Genomic DNA, 13,931 nt, shown 5'->3' with positions numbered 1-13,931 from the left:
ACAGATTAGCAAGTTACGCGCAATGACATAGCGCCAGAGATGCGGCCTTGCAGACTTTGGTGTTTTATCTTCCCAGTCATCATATTTGTGAGATAAGTCACAATCTATCCAATTTTCGGCGGAAGATTATGCTTCATCGACATAAGCCATAGCCGCGCATTCCCAGATGGAAATGGTTGGCATGGGCGGCATTGTAGTCCGGCCCCAGAGCGTTACCGTAATAGCCGCAGCTTGCCGACAGCAGCGCCTGTAGCCAGGGCTGCGTCTTTTCCGCTTTCCAGCCGTTGAGGACGGTAACACGCTGTCCGTTTGCCAGCCTGAAAGCGCTGATATCCAGCGCATCCGCCGTGGCATGTTCGCTGCGCCGCGCATCCGGGCGGCTGTAGATATTGCGGCAGGCGAAGCTGCCCAGATGTTCAATACGCGTAAGCTCGCTGCCGGTCCAGGTTTTGGTGAGCGGCCGGGCCTGCTGGCTGACAAACAGCGCCGAGCTTAACGCCAGCGGGCAACTGGCAAGGAAGCTGCCGTTCAGGCTGACCGGGCCAAAATCGCGCACACGCACCACGTTACTCAGCGGACACTCACCGGCGCTGTCAGCGACCGCCTGGGTACGGATAAGCTGGCGTTGATTCGCCTGCGCTAACAGGTTTTCGCACGCCTGCGGCGTTAAGCGCCGGAGTTTAAACTGGGTTATTTTTCCAGGCGGATCGTCAAGCGTAAGCGGCACGAAAGGGTTGTAATGCGGCGGCAACCAGCGGTAGCCCACCGTGGCGATCCCGGCAATAACAATAAGAATAAGCAGACCTTTTCCTTTCACGCGCCCCCCTTCAACATCCCTCAAAACATTATGGCAGAAGGCCGCGAAACCCGCCGGGCATCGTGGTATGTTATTGGCTTTTCGTCAGACTGGAAGAGAGTGAGATGGCAAAGCAGCGCGTAGGTATTGTCTTTGGGGGAAAATCATCAGAGCACGAGGTGTCATTGCAATCGGCTAAAAATATCGTTGATGCGATTGATAAAAGCCGTTTTGACGTGGTGCTGCTGGGCATTGATAAACAGGGCCAGTGGCATGTTAACGATGCCAGCCAGTATCTGTTACACGCTGATGATCCGGCGCGCATCGCCCTTAATCCTTCTGATATCAGCGTCGCAACGGTTCCAGGCGTGGCACAGGGACAGCTTATCGATGCCGGGAACGCGCAGGCGCTGGCACAGATTGACGTGGTGTTCCCTATCGTTCACGGCACGCTGGGCGAAGACGGCTCCCTGCAAGGCATGTTGCGGATGGCGAACCTGCCGTTTGTCGGCTCCGATGTGCTGGGTTCTGCCGCCTGCATGGATAAAGACGTCACTAAACGTCTGCTGCGCGACGCCGGTCTGAATATTGCACCGTTCGTCACGCTCACTCGCGCCAACCGCGATAAACACAGCTTCGCGCAGATCCAGGCGCAACTCGGCCTGCCGCTGTTCGTGAAACCGGCGAATCAGGGCTCGTCCGTCGGCGTCAGCAAAGTCACCAGCGAAGCACAGTTTAACGATGCCGTTCGTCTGGCCTTTGAGTTTGACCACAAGGTGGTGGTTGAGCAGGGAATTAACGGGCGCGAAATTGAGTGCGCCGTACTGGGTAACGACTTCCCGCAGGCGAGTACCTGTGGTGAAGTGGTGCTGAATAGCGACTTCTACTCCTACGACACCAAATATATTGACGACAAAGGTGCCCAGGTTGTGGTTCCCGCCGCGCTCGATCCTGACGTTAACGACAAGATCCGGGCGATCGCCGTTGAAGCCTATCAGGCGCTGGGATGCAGTGGGATGGCGCGCGTCGATGTGTTTCTGACGGCGGATAACGAGGTGGTGATTAACGAAATCAACACCCTGCCGGGCTTTACCAATATCAGCATGTACCCGAAATTGTGGCAGGCCAGCGGAATAAGCTATCCAGAACTGATCACCCGCCTGATTGAACTGGCGCTGGAGCGTCACGCCGCTGACAGCGCCCTGAAAAGCTCTGTTAACTGACGGTTAGTCGGCTTTCTCTGCCGTCGTCTCATCGGGACGACGGCGGATAATGAATCCCGCCAGCCAGAAACTGATTACCCAGGTCACCAGCCCAACCGCATAGGTTTGCCAGCCCTTCGCTTCAAATCCCAGCAGCCCGACAACACCGTTGAGTATAAAGATCAGCCCGATCGCAAAGGCGTAGTAATGCCAGTCACGGCGTAGTTTGGAAGTGAGCTTCATGACAACTCCGGCAGAAAAAAAACTATCCTCTCACAGTTTGATAAAGCCGTCTGTGGCGGATACGTAAATTCTGAAAAGCAGCGCAGTTTCACTTATGTTATCAATTTGTGACGTGATGCAGAAATCGACAATCCAGGAGAAATCCTGAGCCGAATTTCCCACGATTCTGATATTGACAAATGCTATGACCTGTCACACTCACCCTGTACGACGCGTATTAAAACAGAGTGATATTTTCGGGAGGTCTTATGGCAGACTTTACATTGTCGAAACCGATTTTTGGCGGAAAACAACCAAAAACCTCCACGGCGGGGAATATTGCCTATGCCCTGTTTGTTCTGTTTTGTTTCTGGGCAGGAACCCAACTGAATATGCTGGTGCATGCCCCTGGCGTGTATGAGCATCTGATGCAGGTACAGGATACCGGCCGCCCGCGCGTTGAAATTGGTTTAGGCGTGAGCACCGTATTCGGGCTCATTCCCTTCCTCGCGGGCAGCATGGTTCTGGGCGTGATTGCGCTCGTGCTGCGCTGGCGCAACCGCCACTGATTACAGTCCCATACAGCGAGCCCGACGATCGTCCACGCGTTTTGCGAACCATGCGGTCGTCAGGTTACGCGTGATCTTCGGGCTTTCAAGCTGAATGCCTGGCAGAATGGCTCTGGGTAGTGCCTTTCCACTTTTCTTCTCTGCAAGCGCGAAAACCTGCTTATACAGATCCGTTTTCTCAAACGCCAGGCTGTCACCCTTCTCCAGCTGTCGGCGAATGTCACTGTTGCTCATCTCCAGTTTCGTCGAAATTTTTCGCACTGCCCGTTCGGTGGACCCTGCCTCGCTGCTGCCGTAAGCAATGAGATCGCCATCCAAAGCGAGCTTCACACCGCTGGCACGGCTTACCGCATTCTGGAAGGCTGCATTTCGGCTGGCATACCAGCCCGCGTTAAAGTCGGCAAAACGATACAGCGGTTTATCGTAGCTGGCCGGATAATTCAGCAGGTGATACGTCCCAAACCACAGCCCACCGCGCACGGAGAAGACCTCATGACGCACCGTACCGTCGATATCCCACGGATAGCCGTCGGTATGCTTTTCCGCAAATGCGATGCTTACCTGCATCGGACCGCCGGTATGTACCGGATTCAGCGAGCCAAACAGCTTCTGCCCCATCGGCACCATATTGATGAAATCATCGAAAATGGCGCTGAGCTGCCTCTCGGTTTTCACCGTATCCAGCCGTTCGCTGTAGCTTTTCCCGTTTGGCGAGGTGATTTTAAGGGCGGTATGTACCAGGAAAACCGGGATATGCATCGATTCGGCCCGGCGGTCGATCTCCTTCCAGGCGATTTTGTTCAGGCCAGGCACAACAGGATCTGACTGATACATCGATTCCTGCTGCGCCACCGCCAGTACAGAGCAGATGTTCTCCTCGGTAGGCGCGATCTTCTGACTTTTGAAGGTCGTTGCCAGCGCATCAGCCCACTCACTGCGATCCTTCACGCTGGCGGGCATTTTTTGCCGCACCACGCTCGCCACATCAACGGGCTTCTCCCCTTCTTTGAGCGGGGTAGCCCCTTTCTCGGCACAGCCCGCCAGCACGACGGCGGCGAGTAACGTCAGCGGTAATGCACGTGGTACGGCAAATGGCATAGCAATTCCTTTTTAACCTAATGTATGGGTGACTTCCTGCAAATCCTTATCGTCCAGCTCACGCTCGAAACTGCGTAAACGTTTGTAGATGGACATCAGCTCCACCAGCGTAGTCCAGGAGCTAATCAGGTACTGGAACGAACCGCGAACCTGACCAAAAACGTTGGTGATCTGGGTCATCAGACCGAGTGTAATCGTACCCGCAACGATGGACGGGAACAGCAGGAACAACCCGAAAACGTTATCAACCTGAAGATAAAGGATGCGCGCGATATTGAAATACATGTAATGGAAATAGAGGCGGAAGTAATTACGACGTACGGCGCCAAACAGCTCACGCACGGTAGGCGGTGACGCACGGTTGGGATCGTCTTCACCATACACCAGCTCTTTACGGTAGGCCGCTTCCACGCGCTGGTTTTTAAATTCCAGCCCCGGCAGCTTGATCCCCACCACTGCCAGCAGTCCCGTTCCCATCAGCGACCAGACAATCGCGGCAATGACCAGGCCGTACGGCAGATGGCCGACAATCGGCAGTTCCGGAACGTGGGATGAGAGTGTCACCAGCACCGGCAGGAAGGCGATCAGCGTCATGATGGCATTAATAAAGCTCACGCCCATATCTTCCAGTGTAGAGGCAAAACGCATGGTGTCTTCCTGCACACGCTGTGCGGCACCTTCGATATGACGCAGGTGCTGCCAGTGCGCCATATAGTGTTCGTTCATCGCGGTACGCCAGCGGAACACATAGTGACTGACGAAAAAGTTATTCATCACGCCGATCACCACGGCGATGAGGGCGATGCCGAGGAAGATCCCCACCTCATGGTAGAACTGGTTAATGGTCACTTTATGCGGCGAACTCAGCGCCGTCTGGATCAGATCGTAAAACGGCGCATACCAGGCGTTGACTGCCACGCCCACTTCCACCAGGAACCAGGTGACAAAGATGATTAACGACGTGCCGAGAATCGACCAGTATTGCCAGCGGTGAGGCGAATAGATAAACCAGAACATGGCAAAAAGCCCCACGCAGAGCATGTAATAGGCGTAGAAAAGTAGATAGCTCATGGACCAGAAGCGCGCAGCGCTAATGGGAATGTCGCCCGTTGCCCCCGTAAGACGGGTCAGCCACGCGCCGCCACCGGCCTGCCAGAAAATGACAGCCAGCAGTGCCCAAATAAATGCCGACAGGAAAAAGGGCCCCGGCTTTGGGAAAAAAGACTTAAACATTGTGCTTCCTTCTTGTTGTTATGGCTGTTGCTGTGTTTAACATATCGCCACACGAAACCTTGCCTGGGCCAGCCTCCCGGCTCAGGCAAAAAAGTCAGACCTGCGGGTGAATTATTAGTTCGCTTTCCAGTTTTCAAGAATTGTTTCGGTGCGTTTCACCGAAGGCGGGTTGGCAGGGGCGATGAAGTTACGCCAGACATCGTTATAGTGCGCGATCAGAACCTGGGCATCGGCCGCTGGACGATTGGCCGTGGTGTGGGCATCCTCCGCAACCGTGATGTGGTAGCCCCGGCTGACACCGTTTTTAAAGGTGGCATCGACACAATAATCCGTCGCGCAGCCGCAGATAATAAATTCATCGATCTCCTGTTCGCGCAACAGTGCCTCGAGCGAAGTATTATAGAAGGCATCGCAAGCGGTCTTCGTGACGTAAAACGCCCCTGCCGGCTGGTTGAGATCGGGCAGCAATGCAAACCCTTCGCTCCCCTCCTCTAGCCCGCCAGCTTCAGTATGCTGTATGAAAATAACGGCCTCAGCAGCCTGGGTAAGCTGATTGATCAGTGAGACACATTTCTCACTCTGATAGCGCGGCGTCTTAAACACCCCATTCTGCATATCAACCACCAAAACCACACGCTTTTCAGACATACCGTTCTCCGCAATAATGAATGTAACTGGTGACTATCATAAGCCCGATGTCACAAAATGGGAGTCTGGCCGTAAGTAAATTGTGCAAATTTACCCACGGTTACGTTTTTCTCGCTATCGTTATGCAAATCGGACGATTGCCCGACGCCGATTAGTAGTATAACTACCCGTAACTCTCCTTATTCACTGGATGGATGCTTTTCGTTGAAACGTTGTCTGCTCTCTTTCGCCGCGCTGTGTGCGGTGAGCCTGTCCACCGCCCAGGCAGCACAGCCTCTGACGGCACCGGTTCTGGCCTCTGACATTGCCGATCGCTATGCGAACCTTATTTATTACGGCAGTGGTGCGACGGGAATGGCGCTGGTCGTGATCGACGGTAACCAGCGGGTGTTTCGCAGCTTCGGTGAAACACGACCGGGAAATAACGTTCGCCCGCAGCTGGATTCCGTTATCCGTGTCGCGTCGATAACTAAGTTGATGACCAGCGAAATGCTGGTGAAATTGCTCGATCAGGGCGTGGTAAAACTCGACGATCCACTCAGCAAATATGCGCCACCCGGCGCTCGCGTTCCGACATATCAGGGAACGCCGATCAGGCTGGTGAACCTGGCGACCCATACCAGCGCCCTGCCGCGAGAACAGCCCGGTGGCGCTGCGCATCGCCCTGTCTTTGTCTGGCCAACTCGCGAACAACGCTGGAACTACCTGAGCACCGCAACGCTGAAATCGGCTCCGGGTTCTCAGGCTGGCTATTCTAACCTGGCGTTTGATCTGCTGGCCGACGCGTTAGCAACGGCATCAGGTAAGCCTTACCCTCAGCTGTTTGAAGAGCAAATCACGCGTCCGCTCGGGATGAAAGATACTACTTACACCCCCTCCCCGGACCAGTGCAAGCGTCTGATGGTGGCGGAAAAAGGGGCCAGCCCGTGTAATAACACGCTGGCAGCCATTGGCAGCGGTGGGGTTTACTCTACGCCTGGCGACATGATGCGCTGGATGCAACAGTTCCTCTCATCGGATTTTTACGCGCGCAGTAATCAGGCCGACCGAATGCAGACGCTCATCTACCAGCGTGCTCAGTTACGTCGCGTCATTGGTATGGATGTTCCCGGTAAAGCCGATGCCCTCGGCATGGGCTGGGTATATATGGCGCCAAAAGATGGTCGCCCGGGTATTATTCAAAAAACCGGTGGGGGTGGCGGATTCATCACCTACATGGCGATGATTCCGCAATCAAACGTGGGCGCTTTTGTGGTGGTCACCCGGTCACCGAACACCCGCTTCGTGAATATGAGTGATGGCGTAAATAACCTTGTAGCCGAGCTGAGCGCCAATAAAGCGCAGGTACTTACGGCCGCTAACTGAGCTTAATAGTCCGTGGGCAAACGGTTGATACTGATCAGTTTGCCCCGGCTCATATTGATGTAGTTCCCCTGACGCAGCGCCGCCAGAACCTCCGCAACCACCGAACGTGATATACGCGTGCTACGCTGAATATGATTCATCACACCAATTTTTGAGCGTAGCGTGTCATCCCACTCGGCCATATTGATTAGCATCGCCCGAATTTGGCTATACGAATTATTTCCGACCAGCTGGATATCACGTTTTCCCAGTAAATGATTTAGCCATGAAAGCCAGCAGAATGCTTCTTGCCAGAGTTGCGCTTCTTGAATAATTTCGCATGCAGTAGAGGCTGGCAAATAAAATCCGGTACAAGGTGTTTGTGCCATCAGGGAATATTCAAGATAGCTGTCATTAATCCATGCACTTAATCCATGAATATAGGGTGCCCGTGCAATACCCACGAGTAATTCATCTGATTTACGGTGAACGACTGTCAGGCCGGATTGTATTACAAATGTCAATGGTTCATCATCATTATTGCCGGTAGTTATAAATTGTTGTGGTTCCGTTTTAAATGGGGTACCGGCGACTTCCAGACACTTTATGAGCCGGCTTAATTCAGAAAGTGGTTTCGCATTAACGTTCATGCATACCTCAAGTCATCTGTATATGTCGGTTCTTTATTATTTTTAAAGCACATAAAAAAGCGGGGGCAAAATCCCCCGCGTTTTTTTCTTACCAGGTATATTTCACACCCAGGTTTGCTCCCCAGTTCTGGTCAACGTCGCCGCCGCCCAGATAAGTCGCATCAGTGTAAGCACTGAAGTTTTTCGTGAAGCTGAACTGAGTGCCCAGTCCCACGCGAACCGCAGAGCCTTCCACGCCGTTGTCAATGCTGTCATTGTTGATATCAGCATTGTTGTCGGCATCGTCATACACGTAAGCCAGCTTGAAGTAAGGGGTTAATGCCTGCTCGCCACCGTAGTTGAAGGTATAACCTGCATCCACGCCGAGCTCATAACGCATACTGTCGTAAGACTGGCCATCGATACGCATGTCGTTGCTTAACTGATAGTCATCACCGGACTGGAACAGGCCAGAGATCGCCGCGTAAGGCGTGACGTAGCCAGACAGGTTTGGTTTCCAGTCATAGCCCAGTTTCATCCCGAAACCAACGGCGTCAGTCGTGGTATTACCGTCAACATACTGACCGTTGCTCATGGTAGCAGAGAGGTCGTTGTTGAAGCGGGTGTAGCTCATGGAGCTGTCGAGGAAGATGTCGTTCATGAACTTCGCCGACGCGTAGATCATCGCAGTCTGGCTGTCCTGATCGACCTGACCAGTACGATCGCTGATATCACCCTTCGCGAAACCAGCCGCACCACCGACAATCCACTTCGCGTTATTACCGTCGATCTGAGTATCCAGACCCACCATAATGCCGCTTACGTCCTGATCGTAGCTAACGGTGCCATTATCCGCGTCAAAGTTGCCGCCAAAATAGCTCACCCATGCGCCGCCGTTCTCTGCCAGGCCATGACGGCTGTTGGTCAGACGGGTACCCACGGTATCCTGTTGCAGATTCCAGATGTTGGTATTAGCAGAAGGAATGCTCAGCGCCATGTTGGCGTAGTCAGTCAGCTCTTCCTGCTGGAGAACAACGGTGTCACCCTTCTGCTGCGCCTGATAGGTGTATGCACCTAAATCAGCTTTGTTTGCCGCAGTAAAGCTGGCAGCGGTATCCGCGTTATTGTCATAGACGCGAATGATCTCTTTGTTTTTGTAGTCAGCTACGGAGCCTGCACCGGTCGCATCGTCGATGCGCACTTTATAGTTACCGGCAACGTCACCGTTCACCGCCAGATGGCCGTCAGAGTTCAGCGCGACAACACCATAGTCGTAGTCCGCTTTATGGCTATCGTTGGTGATATAGCGTGCGTTGTTCAGGTCGCTGTTCAGCACATAATCGCGGCTGGCAACATTGAGCACACCGCCATCGGTCAGCACCATATTGTGCGTATCAACCTGACCCAGACCCAGCGCCAGCTCTGCACCGTTGTCTACAGTAATGGTGTTGGCATACAGTTCTGCCGTCTCTTCAGTCAGTGCCGCACGGCTGTAGCTATCCAGATACAAGCTGTCGGTTGCCACGGCACCGCTGTCGCCAATATTCAAGGTCGAAGCATTGGTCAGGGTGATGGAATCTGCCAGCAGGCCGGAGTTTTCAACATTGACCTGAGACTGGTTGTTCACCGTCAGTGCATCGATGTTGGAGATCTTGCGGGTATCCCACTCGGAACCGTTATCCAGCGCCACGTTGAACAGGCCGCTCTGATACACCTCTTCACCGGCAACGTGACCGTTGCTGTCAAAGGTAGAATCAGGCCAGATGCTATTCGGGGACAATGCGTGCCAGTCTACGTTGCTGTAGCCCTGGCCATACATCTGCGCAGTGCCGATAGCTTCAACGCTGGACTGCGCTGCACCCACCCACTTACTGCCGTTGGTCAGCGTGACATCCAGTTTATCGGTACCATCCCAGCCGTTGGTGGTTGGGTTATAGACGCCATCTTCTGTGGTATCCGTTGCCGGATCGCCATTCTCGTAGAAGTTGTTATCAAAGGTGCTGGAGAAAAGAATGTCACCCGTAACGGTAGAGTGATCGAAGGTAGCGGTGGTCTGCATGGCGTTATCAGACGCACTGGCAGCAACGATCAGCGCCGCATCATCCGCAGCCGTGGCGTTGGTTTCACCGTAGTCGCTCGGCTTCGCCGTTTGACCGTAGAAGCCGCTGGTGCCCAGATCGCTGTATGCGCCAGAGGTCAGCACAGAGTCTTTCACCACCAGCGTATCGGTAAAGATATTGCTGCTGTTAGCAACGCCTTCAACACCGTCGTATGGCGTGTTATCAAGCTCCTGATAACCCTGCGTCAGCGTGATGCCCGCGATGTGGGAATTGTTCTGAATAACGATATCAGACTCAACATCCAGGGTGATGGCGTTACCCAGACCATAGGTGTCCAGATAATGCGTTTCAGTGGTATCGCCATTAACGACATCATACGCATAATGCTCGTAGGTATCGTTGATGGTGGAGTTATCAACAGTCAGGCTAAAACGATCGTACTGGGTATGCGTAGTGCCGTCAGTATCCACGCCTTCTGCACACGTCGTGGTCATACACTCTGACGTGATCATGCCGTTAATGGTGCTGTTAGAAATACTCAACGCGTTCGCACGGCCATTGACACCATCATCCAGATAGTATGTCGAAATAACTCCGTTTACGGTTGATTTATTGATGACTGGATAAATGTCACCATCATGTGTGGCATCTGAATAATCCCAGTCAGCATAACCATAATACCAGGGCGTGGACGCAGTATTGTCATATCCAAAAGTATTATATGTCGTGCCGGATATATCTTTGGCATTGGCCTGAGAAGCGATAGCCAGTGTGCAGGCTAATGCAAGTTGTGATACAACCAGTTTCTTTTTCCATGTTTGCATTGGGTCATCCCTCCTCAGGGACGTAAGCAAGTTTGTCCATCAAATCATTTGGCAACGTTTAATTGCGGAAGGAATTATGCAGTTTCACTTCGAAAAGGTTCAATGAATGATTCCATTAAGTCCGTATTCAGACAAATAAGCTTATAAACCCAGGGCAATATCAATCATTATGAATAAATATTATAAATTCAACTGATTGCAAACTACTTTAGTTGCTTCGACACATATAATGAAAAGCAATAAATCATTTATATTTATAATCCCAAACCAATATAGAAGCCTCACCAATATCACATACCACTCTGGACACCATAATAAGATTTATAATATATACAAAATACATGTAGCGTATATTAATCGATTTCGAAAATCTAAAAGACAACTTTAGTAAAACACCACTCTCCGCTTTCAGGTACACTAAGCCTCTTTGTTCCACAAACATCAGGCATACCATGACCGATTTAATTGCTCGTCCCCGTCGCCTGCGCAAGTCACCCGCACTGCGCGCCATGTTTGAAGAGACAACACTGACCTTAAACGATCTGGTGTTGCCGATTTTTGTTGAAGAAGAGATCGATGACTACAAAGCCATCGACGCGATGCCGGGCGTGATGCGCATTCCTGAAAAGCATCTGGCCCGCGAGATCGAACGCATTGCGAATGCGGGCATCCGCTCGGTGATGACGTTCGGTATCTCCCACCACACTGACGCAACCGGCAGTGATGCATGGAAAGAAGACGGTCTCGTGGCACGCATGTCGCGCATCTGCAAAGAGAGTGTGCCGGAGATGATCGTCATGTCCGATACCTGCTTCTGCGAATACACCTCTCATGGCCACTGCGGTGTGCTGTGCGATCACGGCGTGGACAACGATGCGACCCTGCTGAATCTGGGCAAGCAGGCGGTGGTTGCCGCCGCCGCAGGTGCGGATTTCATTGCACCTTCTGCGGCAATGGATGGTCAGGTTCAGGCTATTCGTCATGCGCTGGATGCGGCAGGCTTTACCGACACCGCCATCATGTCCTACTCCACCAAATTCGCCTCCTCCTTCTACGGCCCGTTCCGTGAAGCGGCGGGCACGGCGCTGAAGGGCGATCGTAAAACCTATCAGATGAACCCGCTGAACCGCCGCGAAGCGATTCGTGAATCTCTGCTCGATGAAGCACAGGGCGCAGACTGTCTGATGGTGAAACCGGCCGGCGCGTATCTGGATATCCTGCGCGACATTCGCGAACGCACCGAACTGCCGCTGGGCGCATACCAGGTGAGCGGCGAGTACGCGATGATCAAATTCGCCGCGCAGGCGGGTGCCATCGACGAAGAGAAAGTGATCCTCGAAAGCCTGGGTGCGATCAAACGCGCGGGCGCGGATCTAATCTTCAGCTACTTCGCGTTGGATCTGGCTGAGAAGAAAATTCTGCGTTAATCCGCTTTAGCGCCGGGTGGCTTCGCCATACCCGGCCTACTCTCTGCGCGAATCTTCACTAAACTGCAATACAACCGACATCTCCTCCTTCTACTGTCTGGGCAAGACGGCAGGAGGAGTGATCAATGTTTAGTCTCGACAGCGTTCTTGATGACCTTTGGCCTCAGGCGAGGCCCGCACCCTGGCAAAAAAGTCTGTTAAAAAGACTGCTCCACGAAGACGAATTTCAGCAGTTTGCCGCCAGCCACCGTCACCTGAAAGGGCTGGATATGGTAGAGCAGGTTCTGGAACACCTTGATATTCTCTGCACCATTTCCGCCCGAGACCTCGAACAAATCCCCGAACACGGCCCACTCATTGTGATAGCGAACCACCCGACGGGCACCCTGGATGGGCTGGCGCTACTGTATGCCGTTTCGCGCGTGCGCCGGGACGTCAAGGTTGTCACCAACCGGATGCTGTCTCACCTTGAGCCCCTCAGCTCGTTGTTTATCCCCGTGGACAATATGGGCGGCAGAACCGCAAAAGCATCTCTGGTGAAGATGGAGCAGCACCTGCAAAACGCCGGCGTGCTGATCTTCTTCCCGGCGGGCGAAGTCTCCCGCCCAACGCGTAAAGGCATCCGCGATAAAAAGTGGCATCCGGGCTTTATCAAGCTGGCCAGCAAACTACGGGTACCGCTGCTACCGGTACATATTCAGGCCCACAACAGCCTGCTGTTTTATGCCAGCACCCTGGTATCGCCGACGGTATCCCTGCTGCTGCTGATGCAACAGATGTTTCGCCGCCGCCACAGCCAGCTGCCGATCAAAATCGGCCAGCAGATTGCCTGGAATGATCGGTTTAGCTCTACCCTTTCATCGCGTGAGATGGCCGAGCAGTGCCGTCAGCACGTGATACGACTTGGCAAGGGATTGCCTGGCGTCTTTAAAACCCAGTGCGCCATTGCCCGCCCGGAAGACAGGGCCACGCTGAAGCGGGAGCTGGCGCAGGCCGAATGTCTGGGCAAAACCAGCGATGGTAAAACCACTATTTGTGGCAGCGCAACGGGCAGGAAGAGGCGCCTCTGCTGCGCGAGCTGGGGCGACTGCGCGAGATTGCCTTTCGCGCCGTGGAGGAAGGCAGCGGAAAACGCCGGGATACCGACAGCTACGATGATGACTATCTGCATCTTATTCTGTGGGATGATGATGACCTCGAGATTGTCGGCGCGTACCGCTTTATGCCAACGGCCATGCAGGTGGAAAAGTGCGGCGTCGAGGGATTGTACAGTTACAGCCTGTTCCACTACGACGAAAAAATGCAGGACATACTGGAGCACGGCATTGAGCTGGGGCGCAGCTTTATACAGCCGCGCTACTGGGGACGTCGCGGTCTGGACTACCTGTGGTCAGGCATTGGCGCCTATCTGGCGCGCTATCCACATTACCGTTACCTGTTTGGTCCGGTGTCCATCTCCGGCGGCTTACCGCCTGCCGCCCGGGATCTGCTGGTCGCGTTTTATCGTCTCTGGTTTCCGGCCAGCCACCCGTTAGCCGCCTCGCGTCAACCCTACCCGGCGTCACTCCCGGACGTGCTGGCGCAATTTAGCGGGGTGGATTACGTGGATGACCTGACAAAGCTCAAATCCCTGCTCGGCAATCTGGGCTGCGGTATTCCGCCGCTTTATAAACAATATTCCGAGCTATGCGAGCCAGGCGGCGTGCAGTTTATCGATTTCGGCAGCGATCCGGCGTTCAATAACTGTATCGACGGGCTGGTGCTGGTGGATCTGTGTTATCTGAAGGCGAACCGCTATCAGCGGTATATAGAGGCGCACTTAATACCCTCACCCCTGCCCTCTCCCTAAAAGGGAGAGGGTGAAAACCGCACCAGTCAG

Annotated in this window: 11 protein-coding genes and 1 pseudogene; 5 read left to right on the top strand and 7 right to left on the bottom strand. The window is 53.6% G+C overall.

What is annotated here, in order from left to right; translation table 11 throughout:
• Positions 1–133 precede the first annotated feature (133 nt).
• Complete coding sequence (locus L3069_RS04645) at positions 134–817, bottom strand: extensin family protein (protein WP_038415457.1); 684 nt, start codon at positions 815–817, stop codon at positions 134–136.
• Positions 818–921: 104 nt separating this feature from the next.
• Here L3069_RS04645 and ddlA point away from each other — a divergent pair, with 104 nt between their 5' ends.
• Complete coding sequence (gene ddlA / locus L3069_RS04640; protein ID WP_022647205.1) at positions 922–2,019, top strand: D-alanine--D-alanine ligase; 1,098 nt, start codon at positions 922–924, stop codon at positions 2,017–2,019.
• A gap of 3 nt (positions 2,020–2,022) precedes the next feature.
• Here the strand turns inward: ddlA and L3069_RS04635 are convergent, their stop codons facing one another.
• A complete protein-coding gene (locus tag L3069_RS04635; protein WP_022647204.1) occupies positions 2,023–2,241 on the bottom strand; it encodes a DUF2754 domain-containing protein in 219 nt (72 codons plus the stop codon).
• Positions 2,242–2,489: 248 nt separating this feature from the next.
• On the opposite strand from L3069_RS04635, the gene L3069_RS04630 reads away from it, so the two are divergent.
• Complete coding sequence (locus L3069_RS04630; protein ID WP_100167808.1) at positions 2,490–2,789, top strand: DUF2755 family protein; 300 nt, start codon at positions 2,490–2,492, stop codon at positions 2,787–2,789.
• Here L3069_RS04630 and L3069_RS04625 read toward each other — a convergent pair whose 3' ends face one another.
• The 3 genes from L3069_RS04625 to L3069_RS04615 form a co-directional block, all read right to left on the bottom strand.
• The gene (locus L3069_RS04625; RefSeq protein WP_038415455.1) at positions 2,790–3,887 is read right to left on the bottom strand and encodes a DUF1615 domain-containing protein; all 1,098 of its coding nucleotides are present in this window, start codon (positions 3,885–3,887) and stop codon (positions 2,790–2,792) included.
• A gap of 12 nt (positions 3,888–3,899) precedes the next feature.
• Complete coding sequence (gene sbmA, locus L3069_RS04620) at positions 3,900–5,120, bottom strand: peptide antibiotic transporter SbmA (RefSeq protein ID WP_022647202.1); 1,221 nt, start codon at positions 5,118–5,120, stop codon at positions 3,900–3,902.
• A gap of 114 nt (positions 5,121–5,234) precedes the next feature.
• Positions 5,235–5,768 (bottom strand): isochorismatase family protein, encoded by a 534-nt coding sequence (locus L3069_RS04615; RefSeq protein WP_038415453.1) that lies wholly within the window; start codon positions 5,766–5,768, stop codon positions 5,235–5,237.
• A gap of 204 nt (positions 5,769–5,972) precedes the next feature.
• Between L3069_RS04615 and ampH the strand changes: the two genes are divergently transcribed.
• Complete coding sequence (ampH, locus tag L3069_RS04610; protein WP_022647200.1) at positions 5,973–7,133, top strand: D-alanyl-D-alanine-carboxypeptidase/endopeptidase AmpH; 1,161 nt, start codon at positions 5,973–5,975, stop codon at positions 7,131–7,133.
• Positions 7,134–7,135: 2 nt separating this feature from the next.
• On the opposite strand, the gene L3069_RS04605 is transcribed toward ampH, so the two are convergent.
• Together L3069_RS04605 and L3069_RS04600 are read right to left on the bottom strand one after the other, a co-directional pair.
• On the bottom strand, positions 7,136–7,762 hold the full coding sequence (locus L3069_RS04605) for a helix-turn-helix domain-containing protein (RefSeq protein ID WP_022647199.1): 627 nt from the start codon (positions 7,760–7,762) through the stop codon (positions 7,136–7,138).
• A gap of 88 nt (positions 7,763–7,850) precedes the next feature.
• Positions 7,851–10,625, bottom strand: a complete 2,775-nt coding sequence (locus tag L3069_RS04600) for an autotransporter outer membrane beta-barrel domain-containing protein (protein ID WP_038415450.1) — start codon at positions 10,623–10,625, stop codon at positions 7,851–7,853.
• Positions 10,626–11,077: 452 nt separating this feature from the next.
• On the opposite strand from L3069_RS04600, the gene hemB reads away from it, so the two are divergent.
• Together hemB and L3069_RS04590 are read left to right on the top strand one after the other, a co-directional pair.
• The gene (hemB, locus tag L3069_RS04595; protein WP_003859169.1) at positions 11,078–12,052 is read left to right on the top strand and encodes a porphobilinogen synthase; all 975 of its coding nucleotides are present in this window, start codon (positions 11,078–11,080) and stop codon (positions 12,050–12,052) included.
• Positions 12,053–12,177: 125 nt separating this feature from the next.
• Positions 12,178–13,901, top strand: a pseudogene (locus L3069_RS04590) (lysophospholipid acyltransferase family protein).
• Positions 13,902–13,931 lie beyond the last annotated feature (30 nt).

Origin of the sequence: Enterobacter cloacae complex sp. ECL411 (assembly GCF_021869665.1) — a bacterium.
In the GTDB taxonomy this organism is placed as follows: domain Bacteria; phylum Pseudomonadota; class Gammaproteobacteria; order Enterobacterales; family Enterobacteriaceae; genus Enterobacter; species Enterobacter intestinihominis.
This window is presented reverse-complemented; position numbering and strand designations above follow the sequence as displayed.

Bases quoted from the DNA above. Each gene is read 5' to 3' on its own strand.
- ddlA (WP_022647205.1), top strand. From the start codon at position 922: ATGGCAAAGCAGCGCGTAGGTATTGTCTTTGGGGGAAAATCATCAGAG.
- L3069_RS04635 (WP_022647204.1), bottom strand. From the start codon at position 2,241: ATGAAGCTCACTTCCAAACTACGCCGTGACTGGCATTACTACGCCTTT.
- L3069_RS04630 (WP_100167808.1), top strand. From the start codon at position 2,490: ATGGCAGACTTTACATTGTCGAAACCGATTTTTGGCGGAAAACAACCA.
- L3069_RS04625 (WP_038415455.1), bottom strand. From the start codon at position 3,887: ATGCCATTTGCCGTACCACGTGCATTACCGCTGACGTTACTCGCCGCC.
- sbmA (WP_022647202.1), bottom strand. From the start codon at position 5,120: ATGTTTAAGTCTTTTTTCCCAAAGCCGGGGCCCTTTTTCCTGTCGGCA.
- L3069_RS04615 (WP_038415453.1), bottom strand. From the start codon at position 5,768: ATGTCTGAAAAGCGTGTGGTTTTGGTGGTTGATATGCAGAATGGGGTG.
- L3069_RS04605 (WP_022647199.1), bottom strand. From the start codon at position 7,762: ATGAACGTTAATGCGAAACCACTTTCTGAATTAAGCCGGCTCATAAAG.
- L3069_RS04600 (WP_038415450.1), bottom strand. From the start codon at position 10,625: ATGCAAACATGGAAAAAGAAACTGGTTGTATCACAACTTGCATTAGCC.
- hemB (WP_003859169.1), top strand. From the start codon at position 11,078: ATGACCGATTTAATTGCTCGTCCCCGTCGCCTGCGCAAGTCACCCGCA.